Origin of the sequence: Myroides odoratimimus (genome assembly GCF_001485415.1) — a bacterium.
In the GTDB taxonomy this organism is placed as follows: Bacteria; Bacteroidota; Bacteroidia; order Flavobacteriales; family Flavobacteriaceae; genus Flavobacterium; species Flavobacterium odoratimimum.
The window spans coordinates 45,202-69,436 of record NZ_BCMQ01000009.1; the positions used below are offsets into that span (position 1 = coordinate 45,202).

21 protein-coding genes are annotated in these 24,235 nt (G+C 35.1%); 5 read left to right on the forward strand and 16 right to left on the reverse strand.

The window, feature by feature from the left end; all coding sequences use genetic code 11:
- Positions 1 to 31 precede the first annotated feature (31 nt).
- The 3 genes from MODO_RS10375 to MODO_RS10385 form a co-directional block, all read right to left on the reverse strand.
- Entirely contained in the window at positions 32 to 2,032 is a 2,001-nt protein-coding gene (locus MODO_RS10375) for a fumarate reductase/succinate dehydrogenase flavoprotein subunit (protein WP_006259871.1), read from the reverse strand.
- A gap of 17 nt (positions 2,033 to 2,049) precedes the next feature.
- Positions 2,050 to 2,874 (reverse strand): succinate dehydrogenase cytochrome b subunit, encoded by an 825-nt coding sequence (locus tag MODO_RS10380; protein ID WP_006259872.1) that lies wholly within the window; start codon positions 2,872 to 2,874, stop codon positions 2,050 to 2,052.
- Positions 2,875 to 3,056: 182 nt separating this feature from the next.
- Positions 3,057 to 3,905 (reverse strand): ChaN family lipoprotein, encoded by an 849-nt coding sequence (locus MODO_RS10385; protein WP_006259873.1) that lies wholly within the window; start codon positions 3,903 to 3,905, stop codon positions 3,057 to 3,059.
- A 150-nt stretch (positions 3,906 to 4,055) separates the two neighbouring features.
- Between MODO_RS10385 and MODO_RS10390 the strand changes: the two genes are divergently transcribed.
- Entirely contained in the window at positions 4,056 to 4,838 is a 783-nt protein-coding gene (locus tag MODO_RS10390) for an alpha/beta fold hydrolase (protein WP_006259874.1), read from the forward strand.
- 29 nt (positions 4,839 to 4,867) lie between these two features.
- Here the strand turns inward: MODO_RS10390 and MODO_RS10395 are convergent, their stop codons facing one another.
- The 4 genes from MODO_RS10395 to MODO_RS10410 form a co-directional block, all read right to left on the reverse strand.
- Positions 4,868 to 7,630 (reverse strand): PD-(D/E)XK nuclease family protein, encoded by a 2,763-nt coding sequence (locus MODO_RS10395; RefSeq protein WP_006259875.1) that lies wholly within the window; start codon positions 7,628 to 7,630, stop codon positions 4,868 to 4,870.
- A gap of 70 nt (positions 7,631 to 7,700) precedes the next feature.
- Complete coding sequence (locus MODO_RS10400; protein WP_006259876.1) at positions 7,701 to 9,101, reverse strand: OmpA family protein; 1,401 nt, start codon at positions 9,099 to 9,101, stop codon at positions 7,701 to 7,703.
- Between the two features lie 108 nt (positions 9,102 to 9,209).
- Complete coding sequence (gene kbl, locus MODO_RS10405; protein ID WP_006259877.1) at positions 9,210 to 10,406, reverse strand: glycine C-acetyltransferase; 1,197 nt, start codon at positions 10,404 to 10,406, stop codon at positions 9,210 to 9,212.
- Between the two features lie 32 nt (positions 10,407 to 10,438).
- On the reverse strand, positions 10,439 to 13,585 hold the full coding sequence (locus MODO_RS10410) for a UvrD-helicase domain-containing protein (RefSeq protein WP_006259878.1): 3,147 nt from the start codon (positions 13,583 to 13,585) through the stop codon (positions 10,439 to 10,441).
- Positions 13,586 to 13,696: 111 nt separating this feature from the next.
- Between MODO_RS10410 and MODO_RS10415 the strand changes: the two genes are divergently transcribed.
- The gene (locus tag MODO_RS10415; RefSeq protein WP_006259879.1) at positions 13,697 to 14,302 is read left to right on the forward strand and encodes a superoxide dismutase; all 606 of its coding nucleotides are present in this window, start codon (positions 13,697 to 13,699) and stop codon (positions 14,300 to 14,302) included.
- A 164-nt stretch (positions 14,303 to 14,466) separates the two neighbouring features.
- On the opposite strand, the gene pyk is transcribed toward MODO_RS10415, so the two are convergent.
- From pyk to MODO_RS10440, 5 genes are all read right to left on the reverse strand, one after another.
- Positions 14,467 to 15,897 carry a pyruvate kinase gene (gene pyk, locus MODO_RS10420; RefSeq protein WP_006259880.1) on the reverse strand — a complete coding sequence of 477 codons (1,431 nt, stop codon included), beginning with the start codon at positions 15,895 to 15,897 and terminating at the stop codon, positions 14,467 to 14,469.
- 4 nt (positions 15,898 to 15,901) lie between these two features.
- Positions 15,902 to 16,390: an IPExxxVDY family protein gene (locus MODO_RS10425; RefSeq protein WP_006259881.1), complete on the reverse strand. Its 489-nt coding sequence runs from the start codon at positions 16,388 to 16,390 to the stop codon at positions 15,902 to 15,904.
- 97 nt (positions 16,391 to 16,487) lie between these two features.
- Entirely contained in the window at positions 16,488 to 17,234 is a 747-nt protein-coding gene (rnc, locus tag MODO_RS10430) for a ribonuclease III (protein WP_006259882.1), read from the reverse strand.
- Between the two features lie 15 nt (positions 17,235 to 17,249).
- Entirely contained in the window at positions 17,250 to 18,503 is a 1,254-nt protein-coding gene (fabF, locus tag MODO_RS10435; protein WP_025125226.1) for a beta-ketoacyl-ACP synthase II, read from the reverse strand.
- A 201-nt stretch (positions 18,504 to 18,704) separates the two neighbouring features.
- Positions 18,705 to 18,941, reverse strand: a complete 237-nt coding sequence (locus MODO_RS10440; RefSeq protein ID WP_002988156.1) for an acyl carrier protein — start codon at positions 18,939 to 18,941, stop codon at positions 18,705 to 18,707.
- 196 nt (positions 18,942 to 19,137) lie between these two features.
- On the opposite strand from MODO_RS10440, the gene purN reads away from it, so the two are divergent.
- Both purN and rnhA read left to right on the forward strand, forming a co-directional pair.
- Complete coding sequence (gene purN, locus MODO_RS10445; protein WP_006259885.1) at positions 19,138 to 19,698, forward strand: phosphoribosylglycinamide formyltransferase; 561 nt, start codon at positions 19,138 to 19,140, stop codon at positions 19,696 to 19,698.
- 8 nt (positions 19,699 to 19,706) lie between these two features.
- A complete protein-coding gene (rnhA, locus tag MODO_RS10450) occupies positions 19,707 to 20,180 on the forward strand; it encodes a ribonuclease HI (RefSeq protein ID WP_006259886.1) in 474 nt (157 codons plus the stop codon).
- Between the two features lie 268 nt (positions 20,181 to 20,448).
- Here rnhA and MODO_RS10455 read toward each other — a convergent pair whose 3' ends face one another.
- From MODO_RS10455 to MODO_RS10465, 4 genes are read right to left on the reverse strand one after another with little or no spacing between them, the layout of a single operon-like run.
- The gene (locus MODO_RS10455; protein ID WP_006259887.1) at positions 20,449 to 21,078 is read right to left on the reverse strand and encodes an RDD family protein; all 630 of its coding nucleotides are present in this window, start codon (positions 21,076 to 21,078) and stop codon (positions 20,449 to 20,451) included.
- A 50-nt stretch (positions 21,079 to 21,128) separates the two neighbouring features.
- Positions 21,129 to 21,521: a DUF1493 family protein gene (locus MODO_RS10460; protein WP_006259888.1), complete on the reverse strand. Its 393-nt coding sequence runs from the start codon at positions 21,519 to 21,521 to the stop codon at positions 21,129 to 21,131.
- 5 nt (positions 21,522 to 21,526) lie between these two features.
- Positions 21,527 to 21,655 (reverse strand): hypothetical protein, encoded by a 129-nt coding sequence (locus MODO_RS19690; RefSeq protein ID WP_006259889.1) that lies wholly within the window; start codon positions 21,653 to 21,655, stop codon positions 21,527 to 21,529.
- A gap of 7 nt (positions 21,656 to 21,662) precedes the next feature.
- Positions 21,663 to 22,508, reverse strand: coding sequence for a hypothetical protein (locus MODO_RS10465; RefSeq protein WP_006259890.1), 846 nt, complete (start codon positions 22,506 to 22,508; stop codon positions 21,663 to 21,665).
- Positions 22,509 to 23,275: 767 nt separating this feature from the next.
- On the opposite strand from MODO_RS10465, the gene MODO_RS10470 reads away from it, so the two are divergent.
- A complete protein-coding gene (locus tag MODO_RS10470; protein ID WP_006259891.1) occupies positions 23,276 to 24,205 on the forward strand; it encodes a PfkB family carbohydrate kinase in 930 nt (309 codons plus the stop codon).
- The last annotated feature ends 30 nt before the right edge of the window (positions 24,206 to 24,235 follow it).

Here is a 24,235-nt window from a genome sequence, read left to right on the forward strand (position 1 = left end):
AAGACTAGGTCCGAAGACCTAAGTCTCAATATTATTTATAACTACGAGTTACCAATTTAATGTTTTCATAAACTAAGTCTTCTTTGTGAAGCACTGCATCACTTGGGTTTCCTTTGTATTCCCAAGCAGCAACGTATGCGAAGTTCTCATCATCACGTTTTGCTTCTCCATCCTCAGTTTGGTGCTCTTCACGGAAGTGACCTCCACAAGATTCTTCACGGTGTAAAGCATCTTTCGCGAATAATTCACCTAATTCTAAGAAGTCAGCTACTCTTAAAGCTTTCTCTAACTCTTGGTTAAAGCTCTCTGCAGTACCTGATACTTTCACATCTTTATAGAACTCTGCTCTTAACTCAGCAATCTCAGCCATAGCTTCAGTTAAACCTTTTGCGTTACGAGCCATTCCTACTTTATCCCACATAATTTTTCCAAGCTTCTTGTGGAAGTGGTCAACAGAATGTGTTCCTTTATTGTTCATTAAATGGTCAATGATATCACGAACATTTTTCTCAGCAGCTTCGAACTCTGGCAAATCTGTTGGGATAGTTCCAGTACGAATATCATTAGCTAAATAATCTCCGATAGTATATGGTAATACGAAGTATCCATCAGCTAAACCTTGCATTAATGCAGAAGCTCCAAGACGGTTAGCACCGTGATCAGAGAAGTTAGCCTCACCTAGGATATAACATCCTTCGATAGTTGACATTAAATTATAATCTACCCATAATCCACCCATTGTATAGTGAACTGCAGGGTAAATCATCATCGGAGTTGTATATGGATCCTCATCTACGATCTTCTCGTACATTTGGAATAAGTTACCATATTTATTTTCAACTACATCTTTACCTAATTTGTAAACTAGCTTAGCGTCGTTTTCATCTAAGTGTTGAATACGAGCTTGCTCTTTACCATAACGGTCAATAGCAGAAGCGAAGTCTAAGTATACAGCTTCACCTGTAGCATTAACTCCATATCCAGCATCACATCTTTCTTTAGCAGCACGAGACGCAACGTCACGAGGTACTAAGTTACCAAATGATGGGTATCTTCTCTCTAAGTAGTAATCTCTATCTTCTTCAGCGATTTGAGTTGGTTTTAATCTACCTTCTCTAATTGCTATAGCATCTTCCATTTTTGCAGGAACCCAAATACGTCCATCATTACGTAATGACTCAGACATCAAAGTAAGTTTTGATTGGTGGTCACCAGTTACAGGAATACAAGTTGGGTGAATTTGCGTATAACAAGGGTTAGCAAAAAATGCTCCACGTTTGTGTGCTTTCCAAGCAGCAGTAACGTTAGAACCCATTGCATTTGTAGATAAGAAGAATACGTTACCATATCCACCTGTACAGATAACTACAGCGTGAGCAGAGTGACGTTCTATCTCTCCATTGATTAAGTTACGAGCGATAATACCTCTTGCTTTACCATCAACTTTAACGATGTCTAACATCTCATGACGATTATACATTTGGATTTTACCACGACCGATTTGACGGTTCATAGCAGAATATGCTCCTAACAATAACTGTTGTCCAGTTTGTCCTTTAGCGTAGAAAGTACGAGATACTTGTACCCCACCAAAAGAACGGTTATCTAATAAACCTCCGTACTCACGTGCAAAAGGTACACCTTGAGCTACACATTGGTCAATAATATTTTCAGAAACTTCAGCTAAACGATAAACGTTTGCTTCACGTGCACGGTAGTCTCCTCCTTTTACAGTATCATAGAATAATCTGTAAACTGAGTCACCATCACCTTGGTAGTTCTTAGAAGCGTTAATCCCCCCTTGAGCAGCAATAGAGTGCGCACGACGAGGTGAATCTTGATAACAAAAAGCTTTTACGTTATATCCTAACTCAGCTAATGTAGCAGCAGCAGAACCACCTGCTAATCCAGTTCCTACAACGATAACATCAATGTTACGTTTATTCGCTGGGTTAACTAATTTAATATGATTTTTATAGTCAGACCATTTTTTATCAAGTGGTCCATTAGGTATTTTAGAATCTAATTTCATGATCAATTTCTTTAGGACTATTTAATAAAATGAATATATAATGGGATAATAGCAAATAGCGCAGGTACAACATACGCAATTAAGAAGCTAAGCCCTTTAAGTACTCCCTTATATTTAGGATTATTAGCTCCTAAAGATTGGAATGCACTACCAAATCCATGAGATAAGTGGAATCCTAAAACCACCATAGCAAGTACATAAGCAATTGTAGCGATTAATCCAGTACTTTCGTTTTGGAAGAACTCAATTGTAATTTTATGTAAATCTTTATATCCATCAGCAATCTTTAAGTCTGTACCTGCTTGATAAAACTTAGTACCTTTTACTTCTATCTGTCCCATTTCAACAGCGTTTACTGGGATAGCTTGCTCTTGTACTGTTTTATATACTACTACAGGATCTTGACCCTCTACTTTTACTTCTACAGTTTGTAAAGGCATTTCACTAAAGTGCATTTTAGCCCAGAAGTTAGCCATGTGAGTCACGATGAATACTAAAAGTAAAGTTCCTAATACCGCCATGTTTCTTGAAGAAAATGAGCTATTAGAAGCAGCATTGTTTTTTGCATATCCGATTGGACGTGCTTTTTTGTTTTGAATCGTTAAAACGATACCATCAATCGCGTGAAAAAGGATTGAAATATACGTAACATAAGATAATACTTTTACTGCTGGATTAGTAGTCATAAATAACGCATACTCGTTAAATGCAGAAGCGTCACCAAATATCAATTGAAGGTTTCCCGCCAAGTGACCTACTAAAAACAAGCATAAAAATAACCCTGTAAGAGCCATCCAATATTTCTTAGCTAAGGATGACTTTAAAAGTGCAGATTTTGCCATAATGTAATTTTAATTGTTTTTCTTGAAAAAATCTCTCAAAAATACACCTTCTTAACGTTATCAACAAAGTCTACCCTTCTATTTATACTCGATATAAACAAAGAATAAAACAATGCTAATTCACTAAAATAGACCAATTGAGACTTTTTTTAAGAAAAAAAAAAGTTTTTTATAGTAAAGCGTTAAAATGACTTTAAAATATTCGCATCTATAACAATAATAAAGTTAGCCAAGTCTAAATTATCATATTCGAAATGACCAACATTATCACTCTCTACCATCGTAATAGTAGCTATTTTTAGCGAAGGCCTATATTGGTTAAGATACCAAACTATACCTTCATAATTATTACTGTGATAAGAACCATTATAGTGCAAGAATAAATGGTTTGGTTTTAAATTTTGAACAATAAAGTGCCCCATAGTAGCATCTTTAATTGCTTGCGCCTTCGGCAAATTCTCATCTTTATGATCCTCAAACATTGCCATCATATTCTTATATCCTGGCAAATTAGCATCATAAGGAAATGGCAATGGTGCAATCCAACTCTTCTCTTGTACACTTAAAGTATCTAATGCAGCAGTACCTTTTTTAAACAATAGACTTGCATATCGTCTAGGTACATTAGTCGCAATAAATTCTAATTTATTCTCCTTTGCATATTCTACTAATGGTCTATAATCAGTTTTATAATTATTCCACAGCCTCACTTCTTCTTGAAATTGCTCTTCTGTACTATTTCCTTTTACATATTTAGTCAACCCTTCTTGGTTATCTGCTTCAAACATCTCTGCTCCTAGAGTCAATTCTCTTTTATCTCCTAAAGATTCTGTTACTTGTAATTGCAACCAATGGCCTAATGAATTATTGTGAAACTCTCCAAATAAAACAACCTCGCTTTTACTAAGCGATTTTATCATCTTTTCATAAGAAACTTTCTTTCCTTTATTTGTATAAATCTGATAAGGTAATCCTAATTGCCCATAAGTTATTCCACATAACAACAAAAACGCACCAACTATTTTTTTCATTTTACTAAATATTTTGAAATTAGAACTGCAAAGATAATCTTTTCTATTATTTAGACTGGTTTAATATAACTGTAATACCTGGAGTTCTGTTGAATGTTAAAAGATTTGACAAAGTCATAGTATATCATACATTTGCAACAAAATTAAAGAATGGCTACTACAAAAATTCTATATAAAAACACCAATTTATCATATACTGACAAAGGAAAAGGAAGCACCTTAATCTTTCTACACGGATTTTTAGAAGATAGTAAAATGTGGAATTACTACCTTGACTACTTTTCAAAGAAATATAGGGTTATTGCTATTGACCTTTTAGGACATGGTGAATCAGGTTGTATTGGTTACATACACAGTATGGAAGACATGGCCGATGCTGTTTTTACAATTACAAATTCTTTAAACCTAAAAAGGGTAACACTAATAGGACATTCTATGGGAGGTTATGTATCACTAGCCTTCGGAGAACTATATCCGGATAATGTAAAGAAAATAATCTTAGTTTCATCTACTACCAGAGCTGACAGTCCAGAAAGGCAAATTAACAGAGACAGAGCAACTGAAGTAATCAAAAAGAATAGCGACCTCTTTGTTACTATGGCAATTAACAACACCTTTTTAGAAGACACTAAAATCACTCACGCTAAAGAAGTACAAGAACACTTAGATACTGCTCTTAAAATACCTAAACAAGGCATACTAGCAGCTGTAGAGGGAATGAAATCAAGAAATGACAGAGAAGTTCTACTCCATTTTGCTCCATACCCTATAAGTATGATTGTAGGTAATGCAGATCCTGTTCTTTCTATTGACGACATCACTAAAGAAGTTGAAAATACAGACTCTGATTTAACTATTATCCCTGGAGGTCACCTACTTCAGATTGAAGCAAAAGAAGAGCTACTAGAAGCACTAAAAAATACGATAAAATAAAAATAGGGAAGCAAAAGCTTCCCTATTTTCTATAATTCTTTTTCTATAAAATCCTCATCTGGATTTAGTATTTCTAACAACAAGGCAACTAATTCATCCTTGAATAAGGTTAATGTATCATTTGTAATAGCATGATCAACCTCTCTTCCTTCTTTTACTCCAAAAAATAAGAAGCCACCTTTTCTATTCTTGAATGAATAAATACCGGCTTCCACAGATTGATTTGTATTGTGTTTCGTATACATTAAAGCATAACACAATAACTGAATAATCTTATCATTTTTCAAATCAAGTGTAAGTCCTTCCCATGTACTTAACTTAACATCATTTGCTTCTACTTTACCACTTTTATAATCGATAACTCGGATTACACCATTTCGTTCCTCTATTCTATCTACAAATCCAAATAGATTAATAGGATAAGGTAATCTAGGATCTTCAAGTGTAAAAGTAAGTTCTGTCTCTAACTCCAATAATAAAATATCATCCCCTCCGTTTATCTTTTCTATCTCTCCTTCTAGAAAATGATACACATTTCGTTTAGCTACTTCAAAAGCGAGCAGATTCTTTCCTATCTTCTCCTTATCACTGTTGTACACCTCTTCAAACTGTAACTGTACTTCTGCATCAGCTTTTGTTTTTATTGTGTTAATAATCTCCACTGTAAGCCTAGCTCCTTTAAAGGGTTTATACAAATTCTCTAAAGAGTTGTGTATAATAGTACCCAAAGTATTTAAAGCCACACTCTCCTCTACCTCTTCCACTTCTCTAATCCTTAAGACACGTTGCAAGTAAAACTGTATAGGATTACGAAGATAATTAGATAAAGCTGATGGTGAGAAACCTTTAGTTGTAGCAATATTCTTTAGCTCTTCTTTTAAGAGGTCTGACTTCGGAATCTGAATCAACTCATTTGCTTTTTCAGGTAAATCCGCAGAATAGGTAACATATTTTACATCATGTGCTTCTAACTGTTCTACTTCTAACTGCGTTAAGAATCTACTCTTTTCTCCAGCATCCATTCCCTCTGATTGAGAGTTATACAAAAGGTAAATATTCTTTGCCCTTAACAACAAGTGATAAAAGTGAAAACTATAAATAGCATCCTTTTCCTTATAAGTTGGCAAGCCTATTTCTCTCTTTACATCATAAGGAATAAAAGAATTAACTGACTTACCTGCAGGGAACTTCCCTTCATTAACAGAAGTCACAATAACAGTGTCAAAATCCAAAACACGACTCTCTAACACCCCCATTATCTGTAGTCCTTCTAAAGGTTCACCCTCAAAAGATACTTCAGACATATCCATCACTTGTTTATACAACGAATACAAAGTATCGTAACTTTGTATAAAATCATATTTCTGACAATAAGAAACTAACCTATTCAACATCTGATAGGAAGAATACAAGAATGTTTTACTAATTCGGTCACTGTGTACCTCATCATTTAAACTATACTTAATAGCTAATACAATCTCAATAAGGTTTTGTAAAACCTCAACAGATGACCTTTCATTCCATCTACCGAAAACAAGCTTACGAACAGGAAAATCAGGATCCTCTATCCACTCTGCAAAACGATTCATGCTAAAGAAGCTAAGATTTCGATCATTAATTTCTTTAATAACCTTTTCAGGAACAATAATTTGCGTTAATACAGGATTAGTCAATACATCTAAAATTTCCTTGTAGTAAACAACATATTGTTTATTTGAGCGTCGTATAGCGGCCAAATGCATCTTAAAAATCTTGTTCAATAAGATCTGAATAGGATTACTCTTACCACTATACCCCATTGTGATATTCAAACTTGATACTGAAGAAGGCAAACTATGCAATACTGGTAATAGCAAATTCTCCTCCCCTAAAACAATGGCAACCTTCTCTAATCTCGAAGCTTCCTCTCCAAGTCCTTCTACTATTTGCCCTGCGATCTTTGCTTGCCCTACACTCTTAGGAGTTTGTATCACTTGTATATTCTTTTCTTTGCCAAACTCATCTACTATCCATTCAAAAGGGTTGTATTGATAATGTATCCAGTTGCGTTTTATACGTCTCAAAAAGAGCGCTGCATCGTGATAAGGATCCTCCATAAAATGCTTATCAATATCCCAAAACACCTTAGCTCTTTTCTCCAACAAGAAATGTTGAATAATTTTCTCCTCTGCTGCATTTAATGCATTAAACCCAGCAAAATAAAACACCTTATTATTACTGTTCAAATACTCTTTATGCGACTTAACAGCTTCACGATATATCAACCCTTGATAACCGATACGCTCCTCTAGTAAAACCTCATAGAACTTTTTATAGTAAACTGGTATCTGCTCCCAAAAGGCTAAATAATTTACAATTAAGTCTGTCTTTTGTTCAGGATCTAAAGACCAGTGTTTAATGTCTTCAATATTCTTTAAATATGAAAACACATAATCAGGATTCAACAAGTAACGATCTACTTCATTAAAATCACTTAACAACATATTAGCCCAACTAGAGAAGCGATCAAAATCCTGTGCATTACCTCCCTCTATTTCTTGATAAACTACATAAAACTTAAAAAGTAATTCTATCGAATCGATCCCTCTAATCTTAGACACTTGTTGAATGAAATCCTCAATATTAATAATCTCTGGAGCGAAGACACTATTTCTGTAATACTTCTTTAAATTTTCTAACAAAAAGACCTTAGCTCTTTTATTAGGAAGAACGATCACCAAATTGTCCATGGAATTAGGAAAATCGGCATAAATCTGCGCACTCAGCTTATCTAAAAAAGTATTTGATTTCATAAAATAAAGGTACAAAAAAAACGCTCCGATTACTCGAAGCGTTTTCTATAGATTATGTGTTTTAAATCAATTATTTAGCTAATTGGATTTCAACACGTCTGTTTAACTCACGTCCTTTAACTGTTTTGTTAGAAGCGATTGGATCTTTAGATCCGTATCCTTTAGAAGTTAATCTAGCAGAATCGATTCCTTTTTCAATTAAATAAACTTTTACAGCGTTAGCTCTGTTATCAGATAATGGTAAGTTAATTCTGTCAGATCCTGTACTGTCAGTATATCCAGCGATGTGGAAATTAGCAGTTGGGTATTCTTTCATGATTTTAACCATATTATCTAACACTGCGTAAGAACCATCTTGGAAAGTATATTTTCCAGTGTGGAATAATAATGTTTTTCCGTAGTCGTTAAGCTGTTTTACTTTCTCAGGCTCGATTTCTTTAACTTCAGGACATCCGTTGTTAGAAGCTGGACCAGGTACATCTGGACATTTATCTAAATGATCAGGTACTCCGTCTCCGTCTCTATCTGGCCAAGGACAACCATTGTTTTCTTTTGGACCAGGTACTTCTGGACACTCATCTTTATTATCTGGCACTCCGTCTCCGTCTGTATCAGGACATCCGTTGAACTCAGCTAAACCTGGGATCTCTGGACATTCGTCTTTATTATCTGGAATACCATCTCCGTCTGTATCAGGACATCCGTTGAATTCTGGTAAACCTGGTAAGTCTGGACACTCATCTAAATGATCTGGAATTCCATCTCCATCTGTATCAGGACATCCGTTGAACTCAGCTAAACCTGGGATCTCTGGACATTCGTCATATTTGTCTAAAACTCCATCTCCGTCAGTATCTTTTCCTCCAAATTGGAAACGAATACCTGCAAAGTGTTGCATGTGTGAAGCAACTCCTACGTCTGGTGTTCTAGAATCAGAGAATGAATGCTTATAAGTAGATTGCACAGTTAAAGCAACGTTTTTAGTAAACCAGAAGTTTAATCCAGCTCCTCCATTAACAGTTCCTTGACTTGCATCTCCCATAAAAGTATAACCTCCACCTACTAAGATGAATGGATCAACTACTTTCGATTTCAAAATCTCTTTGAAGCTATATTTAACTTCTGCGTCAATTCCGTAGTAAGTTAAATCTCCAGGATTGTACTTTTCATATCCTTCTGCTTCTGATTTGATGAATTTGTCAATTTTATTAACAGACCCAACTAAACCTAAAGAGAATCCATCACCTAAGTATCTAGCTACATTTAAGTAAGATACTGATGGTAAGATATTCCAGTTATCCGTTTTAAAATATCCTCCTGTTCTGTGTGCAAAACCTTTAGCTGAACTTACTTTTGTGTCAACTGCGTTTGCTCCAACAGTTACAGCCCACGGATGGTCAGCGTCTTGCGCGTGAGCTGAAAGCCCTGCACAAAGAATTGCTGCTGCAAATAATTTGTTGAAATGTTTCATAACTTTTATTTTTTACTTTACCGTAATAATCTAGCAAAAGTACAATTATCAATCAATATTTACAAAAAATTTCGTTAAGAATAGTACTTTTTATTGTATTAACCTTTTTTATTGAATAACTTTTAGCTCTTTACCTACTTCTGTAAATGCAGCGATAGCTTTATCTAAATGCTCTTGAGTATGCGCAGCTGATAATTGTACACGGATTCTCGCCTTATCTTTTGGTACCACAGGGAAGAAGAATCCAGTTACATAAACTCCTTTTTCTAGTAGTCTATCTGCCATTACTTGTGATAATTTAGCATCGTATAACATTACTGGTACAATAGCAGAATCTCCATCAATAATATCAAAACCTGCCTTTTTCATTCCGTCTTTGAAGTAGTTTGTATTCCACTCTAGCTTATCGCGTAATGAAGTATCGTGTTTTAAAATTTCAAATACTTTAATAGAAGCTCCAACAATCATTGGTGCTAATGAGTTAGAGAATAAATAGGGTCTAGAACGTTGTCTTAATAATTCAATAATTTCTTTTTTACCTGTAGTATATCCTCCCATTGCACCACCTAGAGCTTTACCTAAAGTTCCTGTGATGATATCCACACGTCCCATTACGTTCTTAGCTTCTAATGTTCCTTTACCTGTAGCTCCGATAAATCCAGCAGCATGGCATTCGTCTACCATTACTAAAGCATCATACTTATCAGCTAAATCACATATTTTATCTAATGGTGCTACTAGACCATCCATTGAGAATACACCATCCGTTACGATAATTTTAAAACGGTGACCAGCCTCATTCGCTTTAATTAATTGCTCTTCTAACTCAGCCATATTGTTATTTTCATAACGATAACGAGCTGCTTTACATAAACGCACTCCGTCAATAATTGAAGCGTGGTTTAAGCTATCAGAGATAATTGCATCTTCTGCACCTAATAACGGTTCGAATACTCCTCCATTAGCATCAAAAGCTGCTGCATAAAGAATAGTATCTTCTGTTCCATAGAAATCAGCAATAGTAGCTTCTAATTTCTTGTGTATATCTTGTGTTCCACAAATAAAACGCACTGAAGACATTCCGAATCCATGGGTATCTAATGTATCTTTTGCTGCTTGAATTACTTCTGGATGTGATGACAATCCTAAATAATTGTTTGCACAAAAGTTTAAAACTTTATCCCCTGTAGAAACAGTAATCTCTGCACCTTGTGGCGAAGTAATAATTCTCTCCTTTTTAAATAATCCGTTATCCTCTATTGACTTTAATTCATTCTGAAGATGATCTTTAATCTTTCCGTACATAATATTTTAAGTTTTAAACAATTTATACTCTTCTACAAATGTATTATATTTAAGTTCTCCCCTGTATATAGCAACACCATTTTAACGACTTCATAACCCATTTCCACTAAAGACTGTCCATAAGCCTTCACCTGGTCTTTATATTTCTCTTCTTCTTTACCTGTTTTATAATCTAATATATAAGCCTGTCTCCCTCTTACCACTACTCTATCAGGTATAGTATTACGCTGATAAGGCCCTATGATTACTCGCTCGTTAAATACAATATTATCTTCTCTAAAGAAAATCTCTAAATCAGGGTTACTCACGATACGTTGAATAATCTCTTTAAAACGCTCCTTTGCATCCTCCTGTATCAATCCCTTTTCTAGCCCTTCTCTTACCACAGCATCTACATCGCGATAATCTGTTATAAACGACATCAGTTTATGGACTAAGTTACCATACTCTATCGCTTTTTGGTTAAGAGAGTCCCACATCAAGGCTTCCCTCTGTGCAATTTTGATCGCTTCAAAATCCAATACACTCTTTACAGGAAGAATCATTTTATTCACTTCATCCGTAATGACCTCTTTACTTTTTGAAACCTTTACCTTATCTCCAAATCCATAGACTAAATCTACGTCATTATAAACACCTTCTGTCACTAAAAAATCTAAGAATAGTTTAGATAAATTATTTCTAAACTCTCCCTTACTTGTTACGTTTTTATAACTAATAATATATAACTGTTCTTCTGCCCTTGTCAATGCTACATAAAGAACATTTACATTATCCAGCAACATCTCTTGTTCTTTTTTCTCGTACAGAAGTTGAGCATACTCACCATACTCCACCACTTCCTTCTTAGAGTCAACCAAAGCTTTGGGGAACATAATCTGATCTTTATCCGTCTCTATATTCACCCATAGTTTATCACGACTAGGGCGTGTGAAATCCTCTTCTGCAAAAGGAAATATAACGATTGGAAATTCTAACCCCTTAGATTTGTGTATCGTCATAATCTGCACAGCATTTCTACCTTCAGGTGTCGGTATGCTAAACTTGTGATAGTTTGTATTCCAATACTCTAAGAAGTCACTAATTCCAAATTGATTCTTTAAAGACTTTTCTAATACCAAGTCTAAGAAATACAAAACATAAGAACTAGCACTCTTATCTGGTAAAAAAGCCAAAACAATAGCCTCAACAGCATCGTACAACGACTTCGAACGACAAGACTCAAATGAGATAGGCACATTGTGGTCTACTAACCAAGCTTCTAATTCTAACTCAGTCTCAAAAGAAAGTCCCGCTTTTATAAAGTCGTGTTTCTTTGTCAAATCACTTTGCTTACCACTTACATAGTACAGCATCATCATCTTTGCTTCTAGATCGCGCTCTGTCTTTAAGAACTTCAGTACATTAATGATTAACCTCACTTCACTAGCATTGTTAATCAATAACGAATCAGAAGAAAGTATCTCTAGACCATTCTCTGTTAAGTAATTTGCTAATAGCACACCATGGTCTCTCTTACGTGTTAGAATAACAATATCTTTCAGATCAAACCCCTGCTCTAAAACGCCTTGTATAGTATTCAGCGTAGCTTGCGCATATTGCATATTCTTCTCTTCAGCATCTTCTCCTTCATCCTTTTGTAAGAATTCAATATTTACATACCCACCAGCTTTACTATTAACTTCTTGATAACTATTATTCTCATATAGATCTTTATAATCCTCGTTAATAAAGTTGCGAGAGACATCCTTAAAAAATCTATTATTAAATTGAATGACCTCAGCATAACTTCGATAATTACGACCAAGGTTCACGGTCTGTTTATCAGGATTAGCAAAGGGATTCTCATCCTTGCTCAAAGCAATAAATTGTTCTGCCTTTCCTCCGCGCCATCTATAGATAGACTGTTTAGGGTCACCTACTATCATCAGGCTTCCCTTAGTTCCTGTATGATCTTCTCCTGCTAATGCATTATCAATCAGTGGTACCAAGTTCTGCCATTGCATTTCTGATGTATCCTGAAACTCGTCTATAAAAAAGTGATGATATCGCTCTCCTAAACGCTCATAGATAAATGGAGCTGGTTGATTCTGTATTTCATTGTGAATAATCGCATTAAACTGAGTGATCGACAATATATTTTGCTCCTCTTGAATCTTATCCATCTCCTGCCCTATAGTACTTAACAGTGATAGAGGGGTAAGGTTTTTCAAGAAAGCAGTATAAAAAGCTCTACGAGAATACAAATCATATACCTGCGCTAACACCTTTAGAAAATCTGGTATAAAAGCTTCGATTAACTCCACATCTTTAGCAGTCTTCTTTATTTTAATATCATCAAATTCGTGATAACGCTTGGTTGTACCTACAGTATCTTGAATCACATTCTCTATATGCTTGACAAAATACTGTCCTGAGAACGAAGTTTTATCCATTCCTTTAGACTCTATTAAGTCCATTATACTCTGTCCCAGAACAATGCTCTCTGCTGTAATCTTTTTAATCTCTTCGCGAAGAAAATCTCTCACTTTTACAAAGTCTTGTAAAGTATGCTCAGAGAACAACGCTATTTCTTCTCTATTATTTTCATTTAATAGCAAAGCTCCTACTTCTTTCAGCTCTCTCGTGATATCCCAGCTCTTATCATTATCTGCTTTATCAATAGAAAAATCAATCAACAAATCTGTCAATTCACTATCCACACCAGCTTTTGCGATTACTGCGTCCACCGCCTCTTGTAGTAATTCATCTGAATCTAAAGACACCTCAAAAGTCATCGGCAATTCTAAATCAAAAGCAAAAGAGCGAATAACCTTATGCGTAAACTTATCTATCGTAGAGATATCAAAAGAAGCATAGTTGTGAATAATACTTCTGATAATACGTCCTGACTTAGCTCTTATAAATCCTTCCTCTAATTCTGTTTCTTCCTGTACTTGATTAAAGATACTTGCATACTTAGGATCTAGCTCTTCTTTAGAAAAAGCATTTAGACAAGATACAACACGAGTCTTCATTTCTGCTACAGCTTTATTCGTAAAAGTAATAGCAAGTATCTTTTTATAGGCGTCATCTTGCTTATCAAGGAGTAAAATCTTAAGATATTCCTTAACTAAAGTATGGGTTTTTCCAGACCCAGCAGACGCGTTATATATTGAGAATGAAGGCTTATCAAGCATGAAGTAGGTTCTATTTATTAACTTATATTAAACATTACAAACCTTCCATATTAGGCTTTATTTGTTTAAATTTGAAATAAAATTAATATTAATCTTTAAATAATACGAATTATGGCTTTCGAATTACCAAAATTACCATATGCATACGATGCATTGGAACCACATATTGATGCACGTACGATGGAAATCCACCATACAAAACATCATAATGCTTATACTACTAACTTAAACGCAGCTATCGCTGGAACAGCTTTAGAAGGAAAAACTATCGAAGATATCCTTGCTAACTTAGACATGTCTAATGGAGCTGTTCGTAACAACGGTGGTGGTTTCTATAACCACAACTTATTCTGGACAGTAATGACTCCTAATGGAGGTGGTCAGCCAACAGGTGAGTTAGCTGATGCAATCAATACTGCTTTCGGATCTTTCGAAAACTTTAAAGATGCTTTCGCTAAAGCTGGTGCTACACAATTCGGGTCTGGATGGGCTTGGTTATGTGTTAAAGATGGTAAATTAGAAGTATGTGGTACTCCTAACCAAGACAACCCATTAATGCCTGGTGTTGCTTGTGGAGGAACTCCAATCTTAGGAATGGATGTTTGGGAACACGCTTATTACTTAAACTACCAAAACCGTCGTCCTGATTACATTAATGCTTTCTTTAATGTTATCAACTGGGCGGAAGTAGCAAGAAGATACGCAGAGGCAAAATAATTAATTTTTGCACCTCATTACAAACTATTAAAAGCTCCAGCAATGGAGCTTTTTTTATACCCTTACCTCAGATTTCTCATTAATTATATGCTATGCCATACTGGATTAAACAAAAAAAGCTCAGAACCATGTCCTGAGCTTTCTATATTGTGGAAGTACGATAATTATTGTACCTCTGATATTCTTAGTGTATTCACCATACCTTTTTCGATAATTGGCATTGCTGCTAAATTGATAACCATATCACCTGGCTCAGCTAATCCTTTATCTTTTACCATAGCATTAATATCCTCAATAGTCTCATCAGTACTCACATATTTATCGTAATAGAAAGCCTGAACTCCCCATAACAAGTTTAATTGAGTAATAATACGACGATTAGAAGAGAATACTAATATATTACTATTTGGTCTCCAAGCCGAAATTTGGAACGCTGTATAACCACTATTTGTCAATGTACAGATAGCCTTAGCTTCGATATCATTCGCCATTAAAGCAGCGTGGTAACAAATATTTTTAGTGATATAACGGTTTGTCTTGATTGTAGGTGGACTTTGTGGTACTTTAATTAATGGAGAAGTCTCAACACTTTGAATAATCTGTGTCATCTTCTCGATTACTTGTACTGGGTATGCTCCTACAGAAGTTTCTCCTGATAACATTACAGCATCAGCACCGTCCATTACAGAGTTTGCAACGTCATTTACCTCAGCTCTAGTAGGAGTAAGGCTAGAGATCATCGTCTCCATCATCTGTGTAGCGATTATTACAGGGATTCTAGCATTCTTAGCTACGTGAACTAATTCTTTTTGGATCAATGGCACCTCTTGAGCAGGAATCTCAACACCTAGATCTCCACGAGCTACCATCAGACCATCACAGTAAGCTACTAACTTCTTAATATTCTTTACTGCCTCTGGTTTTTCGATTTTAGCAATGATTGGAATCTTGTGATCAGAATGTTCTTTAATCAAGTTCTGTAAGTCCATTAAATCTTCAGGTGTACGAACGAAAGATAATGCGATCCAGTCTACTTGTAACTCACAAGCAAAAATAGCATCTCTAATATCTTTTTCCGTTAACGCTGGTAATGATACTTTCGTCATTGGTAAGTTAACCCCTTTTTTAGATTTAAGTGGTCCACCTTGTACAACTACAGTTTTTACCTCATCTTCTCCATTAGTTTCTAATACATCAAAGATAAGTTTACCATCGTCTAATAAAATTCTCTCTCCTGCGTTAACGTCAGTTGGGAATTTTTTATAATTCATGTATACGCGTTCTGCGTCACCTTTAAACTCTTCTTTCGTAGAGAATGTAATCACATCACCAGGATTCACGATAACGTCTTCAGACATCACACCTACTCTTAATTTAGGACCTTGTAAGTCACCCAAAATAGAAGTAGTATATCCAAATTCTTTATTTAGATCACGGATTATATTTACTTTCTCTTGAACATCTTTATAATCAGCATGTGAAAAGTTGATTCTAAAAACATTTACACCAGCTTTAATCATATCATGTAATACCTCTCTCGTACTAGATGCTGGTCCTAACGTTGCTACGATTTTCGTCTTTTTTTGTGCTAACATATTTTTAAAAAATTAAGTTCGTTTTATTTTTTAATATCTCTTGCTTTATCTCATAAGCTGCAGATATAATTTTTACTGAATTCAACCGATCAATGATTGTACCAATTTCGAACTGACTATCAGTTTCTTCTATCTTAATCAAATAATCGACTGACTTTAATTCGGGCAATAAATACCCTTGCTTAGTTACTGGATGATTGGCTGAGACAAATAAGGGAGAGTCTAACCCTGACTCAGGTATTAGAAAAGCTTTATTCGCTACCACCTTCCAATACACATGATGATCAAAGTCATCATACTCATAGAATGAAAAAAAAGCGTGTCCCACATCTGTAAAGATGTCTACATCCCTCTTACTTCGTTCTAGATTAATTTCAAGTATTGAATTAATAAAATACACTACTTTATAATCTTCTTTTCTGGAAGTATGTATAGCGATCAAGCGATAATCCTCACTATCAAAGTCTTCAAGCTTATATTTTATTATACCCATATAAGAAATTAGTTACACAAATATACAACTTTTATCGAGCTATATTTGTATAACCTCACCATATTAGATTATATAAACGTTAAGGAATTAACAAAAATTATTGCTTTATCTGTTCTTGAAATGCGAAGTAAGCACGTTGTGATGCCTTTTCTTCTGCTTTCTTTTTAGATGTAGCTCTCGCTTTAGCTACGAGTTTATCGTCTATAAACAGACGTACACCGAAGTACTTTAATTCTTCTGCTGTATCCTCTTCGAAAGTATCGTATTTAAACGTATGCTTTCTCTTCTGACACCATTCGATTAGCAAGCTCTTATAACTAGTTATCTTCGTTTCTAACTCTTGGATATCAGATACCTTGCTCAACAGTTGTTCGTGGATAAACTTCTCACACGCAGGGTAACCTCTATCTAGATAAATAGCACCTATAATAGCTTCTAATAAATTACCATGTATATTCTCTCCGAACTGTTGATTACCCATCTTGCTTTCTACATGTGAGATTAATTTTAAATCCTTTCCTAATTGGTTCAAATTCTCACGACTCACAATTTTAGAACGCATCTTCGTCAAATAACCCTCATCACCACTCGGAACTTCTATAAATAAATAAGAAGCAATAACAGATCCTAACATTGCATCACCTAAGAACTCTAAGCGTTCATAATTAACGGGATGACCTTCTTCATCACATCTATTCATCGATCGATGCGTGAATGCAATTTTATAATAAGATAGTTCTACTGGTTTTACACCGACTATCTCAGTCACCTTTCGACAAAAATTCCCGTCTTCATTATTGAAGGAACGGGAATTATTGAATATTCTATTTAGTAACTTTTTCATCTTTATAGGATGATTTTACTTCTCTAATTTCTTAACCAACACACAAGCATTGTGTCCTCCAAAGCCGAATGTATTACTCATTCCAACTTTAACATCTCTCTTCTGTGCTTTATTGAATGTGAAGTTTAGCTTAGAATCTATCGCTTCATCATCTGTAAAATGGTTGATTGTTGGTGGAACAATACCGTGCTCTAATGATAAAATCACAGAGATAGCCTCGATAACACCAGCAGCTCCTAATAAGTGACCTGTCATCGACTTAGTCGAGTTCAAGTTCATCTCATAAGCATGCTCTCCGAATACGTTAAGAATAGCCTTAGACTCTGCGATATCTCCTAGTGGTGTAGAAGTACCGTGCATATTTAACACATCTACATCTTTAGCCTCTAATCCAGCATCTTTAAGACAGTTGATCATCACATTAGTAGCTCCTAATCCTTCTGGATGTGGCGCTGTTAAGTGGTGAGCATCAGCTGACATACCTCCTCCACCGATCTCACAGTAGATTCTAGCACCACGTGCTACAGCATGTTCATATTCTTCTAAGATAATTGCTCCAGCTCCTTCTCCTAATACGAATCCCTCTCTGTCTTTGTCCATTGGTCTAGACGCAGTCTTAGGATCATCATTTCTAGTAGATAGTGCATGCATTGCATTAAATCCACCGATACCTGCTATCGTTACAGCAGCCTCAGAACCTCCAGTTACGAAGATATCAGCCATACCTAAACGAATATAGTTAAATGCATCGATAATAGCATTAGTAGATGATGCACATGCAGATACTGTAGTGAAGTTAGGCCCTCTCAGACCGTATTTCATAGAAATATGTCCACCAGCAAGATCCGCTATCATTTTAGGGATAAAGAAAGGATTGAACTTTGGTATTCCATTTCCTTCTACGAAGTTTGTCACCTCGTTTTGGAATGTTTCTAATCCTCCAATACCTGAACCCCAAATAACTCCTGCTCTATCTAAATCAATAGTCTCTAAATTTAATCCTGAATCTTTGATCGCTTCGTCTGCACTAACCATAGCATACTGTGCATAACGGTCCATCTTACGTGCTTCTTTTCTCTCGATAAAATCCTCTACGTTAAAATTCTTTACTTCGCACGCAAACTGAGTTTTGAAATTGGTAGCGTCAAAATATGTAATGGGTGCAGCTCCGCTTACTCCATTAATTAGGTTGTTCCAATACTCTTGAATATTATTTCCAATTGGCGTAAGGGCACCTAAACCGGTTACAACAACTCGCTTTAATTTCATAAAATAACTTATATGGTTTGTACTATAAAAAAAAATCCCAATCTTCACTTTTGTAAAAAAAGGAAACATTGGGGTGTTTGTTTGATTGTATATGTTAGATTGTTGCCAATCTGTCCTTTTTTGTTTCTTCTAAAAATCAGTCATTTTCAAAAAAATAATAACACCCGCATGTTTATGGAATAAACACGCGGGATATAGTTATTACTTTTTAGCTTCTTCTATGTAAGAGATAGCTTGTCCAACTGTAGCAATGTTTTCAGCTTGGTCATCTGGAATTTGAATATCGAATTCTTTTTCGAACTCCATGATAAGCTCAACAGTGTCTAGTGAATCAGCTCCTAAATCATTAGTGAAGCTTGCTTCTGCTACAACTTCGTTCTCGTCAACACCTAATTTGTCAACGATAATCGCTTTTACTCTTGATGCAATGTCTGACATAATCTTTAATTTTAAATTTAATTTCGTAGGCAAAAATAAAAAACTTTATTTTAAATCCTGATTTTCCATGTTAATTGTCGGTGCGAAATTATAAAAATTATTAATACTTATCGCTATTTTTCTATTTATTGTCAGTTATTATTCTTTTTTTTGTACTTATTTATTGTACTTTCAACTTCATAACACAACTAACTACATGAAAAACATAGCTCTATTCGCCTCTGGTTCAGGGACTAATGTAGAAAACATCATCAACTACTTTGAAAGCAAGTCTATTTCTAATCAATACCTTATATTGGTTAACAACCAAAATGCTAAGGTAATAGAAAAAGCTGAAAAAAGAAATCTTCCAGTTCTGATTTTTGACAGAAATATGCTAAATGATGGCGCTGTATCTCAAAAATTAGAACAATTTCAACCTGATTTAATTGTATTAGCGGGTTTCTTATGGAAATTTCCCGATGACCTTGTTAAAAAATATCCGAATAAAGTAATTAATATACATCCAGCATTATTGCCTAAATATGGCGGTAAAGGAATGTATGGTCATCACGTACACACTGCAGTCGTAGAAAATAAAGAAAAAGAGTCTGGAATCACTATTCACTATGTAAACGAAAACTACGATGAAGGAGCTGTTATATTCCAAGCTTCTACTCCGATAGAGCCTTCCTATACGCCAGAAGAAGTAGGAGCAGCTGTACTTAAACTAGAACACCTACACTTCCCACAAGTAATCGAGAAACTACTATTTTAATATTATAAATGAATTTGCCACAAGTAATACTATATACCGATGGCTCCTCTAGAGGTAACCCTGGTCCTGGTGGATACGGACTGATACTAGAGTGGGCAGGTCATAATGTCTATAAAGAAGCATCCCAAGGATATCGCAAAACTACCAATAACCGCATGGAACTACTAGCGGTGATCGTAGGCTTAGAAATGCTAAAGAACGAAGGTACTAATGTCCTAGTCGTATCGGACTCTAAGTATGTGGTAGACGCTGTAGAAAAGAGATGGGTATTCGGATGGGAGAAAAAAGCCTTTAAAGACAAAAAGAATCCTGACTTATGGCAACGCTTCTTAAAAGTATACCGCAAACACAACGTCCAGTTTAAATGGGTAAAAGGACATAACAACCACCCCATGAACGAACGATGTGACGTCCTTGCAGTAAAAGCAGCAACAGGAACTAAATTATTAATAGACGAATATTACGAGTCTGAAGAAAATTAATAAAACGACAAAGAGCATCTTTTTAAGGGATGCTCTTTGTCGTTATACTACATAAGAGAAGGTCTCTCTATATCCGAAAAATCTAAGTCACTACTAAATAACCTATCGCATAACTCACTAGCTCCATATTCTGTGAAGTATGCTAATTCATTATCTGATATTGGCATTGTTTAATGTCATTCACCTCATTTTCTTCTTACCTCGTATATAATCACTGATTATACTTTCCTTGTAACACCATCTCTCTACTATAGCACATACACTGTACTTACAGCCTCTCTCTACGAATCTCTGTTACTACTAGAGTCTCCGCTAGATTATCGTGTAAAGTCTGCTTCTGATCTGACCAGAAAAACATAAAATAACCAATACAGAATATAAAACCAGATAATAATCTAGCAAAAAATCGCCCTGTAGCTTGACCAAAAGTTACTCGCTGCCCCTTACAGTCTAGCAACATGATCTTCATCGTTTTTTGCCCTATAGTCGCTTGTCCATCATTACTCTGCATTAATGAATAATAGAGCCACCCAGCTATAAATGGAAAAAAGAGGCTTGGTATTAAAAGAATCAAACCATCTAATAACCCTGCTACAAAACGCTCTCCAAAGTCAGCGTATCGATAGTGAATTCGTTCTGTAGGCGTAGTTACAATCACATATCGATTATCCCTAGTATAAGCCAAACTAACATTTTGATTATACCCATAATTTGGCGTACTATACATCGGTCTCTGAAGATACACTTCAAACTCTCGTAGAAATCTTGCCTCTGTCCAATCATGCAATTCACTATGCCAGATTAGCGTAGTCGGAGAAATTATAAACTGTCCTAACTCAGAGAACTGATATGGCCCCTGACTTTCGCCATTAATAGAGATAAAGTATTCTTTTTTCATTAATTGTATTTTTTTAACAAAAATAAACATATTAATGATTACAAAATAAACTACATACTCTTTTTATTCTTCATCATATACTCATAAAGAGTTACAGGCGTACACAGTTCCTTATTAAGATCAGGCTTATACTGCTCTGGAACATTAAATACCCATCTTAAAATAGCGATTACAATATTAAAAGGTAACAAAACCCCATTAACCATCATCATCACACACCCCTTTAAACTATATTCAAAACCTTCGGGATAAAAATAACGGTCAAATTCAAAATATTCAAAACTCACCTCAAACTCATCTTCTAGCGAAATAAGTAAATCATCTATATCAAGACCGTATCCAAAATTATAAGCAATATCACTGTTCTCAGTAATCACCTTTTCTTGTCGACTCGTATCAGTATTCAAAAAAGATATCACATTCTCTAAAGTCAATTCCCTCATAGTATTTATCTCTCTCCTGCAGCAGCATTCATTAATAATACGATAGGCTCTTTTATAATATGTGATCCCTGTGCTAACACTAAAGAAGGCACAAGAAAACAAAATATGAACCACACTATACTTATTCCTCTCATAACTCTTCTATAGTTTTATAAATTCATCCTTATAATGCTTACTCGGCTTTATCCACGCCCTAGTTCTATCTGCATTAATAATCCAATTAAAGCGTTTCATCATATCTGCTCCAAACAGACTAAAAGGTTGATTCTTTAATTCTCCTGAGAAGTACGCCACTCTCACCTGCTGTAGTTCAGCACTACCCAAACTTACTTTAGTCACCTCAGCAGTATTCGTAATCACACTTTTGCCTGCTGAGTTCTTTAATTCTTTATGATCTATAGTAACAAGTTTATCTTTTAACCTATTCTCCTCCGCAAACTTGTCATCGTATAGTATCCCTCCCGAATAACCAGACTGAAGATAAAAAGGATGTACATACTCCTGCCCAGCTATCTCACTCAGTATATCGATAAACATCGCACCGTTTCGATAATGAATAGAAACAGGCTGATACCCTTCTACACTAGGCATACTCGTATAAGAGACTAACTCTCCCTTATCATAATTTATCTCTAATATGCTATCTTTAAACAACGCCATACCGATCTTACCATCTGACTCTAATCCGCTATACTGATTATCTACAAAAGAAATACCATCCCACACATGCCCACTAATCTCTACTGTATTAGAAGCACTATAATCTTCTTTGTCAAAAATGATATGCTCTACCTTATTCATACGCACAGGCGAGATAGCGCCATCATCCATCGCTACCTGAAACATCAGGTCTAGACTATCCTTCTGATTCACAACTGTCTTTAGTATTAGATTATTATACTTAGTCAGTCTAAAAGGAATACGTACCTGAGCACTAGCGAGAGTTCCCATAGCACACACCATTAAAAGCATTAAGCTCTTTTTCATAATTAATAAGGTTATTAGTTAGTTCGTTATCGTAAATCTAAAAAACATTTCCCTTTTTTCTATTCTATCCCCTTAAAAAACACTTTTTAGACCTATAAAAGGCTAACTACAACTCCTTATTTCTGTTTTTTGACGAGATTAGGGGGTATTTACCCTCTTTTAGCAGAAAAAACAGCACACTTTTTATACCTAATTTATTGAGAAAATAAACACAAATCACTAATTACCAACATATTAATACAAAAAAAGGCAAATCACACAATAAACCTTAACCCCCTCTAACCTTAGTATTTATAAGCAGTAGAAGCGTTTCCTTCAACACTTCTTCAACATTTCTCCAAGATTGCTCTAGCTAACAAGGCTTTTGTTGAAGGAATCTTGAAGAGGTGTTGTGGCACTCTTGAAGAAGGCGCTTTTTAGAAGCTTCTGCATAGCTATCATTATGATTATTTCACTATCTTTAAGCTAATGTATAGACTCCTGTGCATGCTGTATTATGCATCGGGTAGTTTCTAAAAAAGAAGCCAGATAAGCTTCAGAGAAAAGACTTTATAATTATTTAATTCTGTGTTAAATAACAGCATGTGATAAAGATGACGACATCATCTTTTTATAGAATAATACTGACTAAGTACTAGATAATTGCATTAAAAACAACAATCTATACTAAAACACTCAGTGTTAGCAAAATAGTTAATTATAGCTTTTAAATTTGGTAGTAAAAAGAGTATTGCCATATATTTGTAGCTTATTTCTTTGCAAAAAATATGAATAAATTACTGATAGTGGGGACGGTGGCCTTTGATGAAATAGAAACTCCATTCGGAAAAACAGACAAAATATTAGGTGGTGCAGCGACATACATCGGATTGTCTGCCTCACACTTTAATATTAAATCTGCTATAGTGTCTGTGGTTGGAAATGATTTCCCACAAGAGCACTTGGATCTTTTAAATAGTAGAAACATCGATACTACTGGAATAGAAGTAGTAAAAGAAGGAAAAACCTTCTTCTGGAGTGGTAGATACCATAATGATCTAAACTCTAGAGATACTTTAGATACACAACTTAATGTATTGGCTGATTTTAATCCTATCGTACCAGAAGATTTTAAAGAATCTGATGTAGTAATGCTAGGTAATCTACACCCAAACATTCAGATCAAAGTATTAGATCAATTAACCGCTAAGCCTAAACTTATCGTTCTAGACACCATGAATTTTTGGATGAATTGTGCGCTAGATGAATTAAAGGAAGTGCTAAAAAGAATCGATGTTATCACTATCAATGATGAAGAAGCACGTCAGCTATCTGGAGAGTATTCTCTAGTAAAGGCTGCTGAAGTTATTCATACCATGGGACCAAAATACGTTGTTATTAAAAAAGGTGAGCATGGTGCTTTATTATTTGCAGATAAAGACGTATTTTTCGCACCTGCATTACCGTTAAAAGAAGTGTTCGATCCGACAGGAGCTGGAGATACTTTTGCAGGTGGTTTTACAGGTTATTTGACACAGAGCAGCAATGTTTCGTTCAGAAATATGAAGAACGCTATTATATATGGTTCTAATCTTGCATCATTCTGTGTAGAAGAATTTGGAACATCAAGGATGGAAAAATTAAATGACAAAGAAGTGGTGGGAAGACTACAACAATTTAAAATGTTAACTCAATTCGATATCGAATTAAAACAATAATGTAAAATTATAAGCCTCGTTATGGGGCTT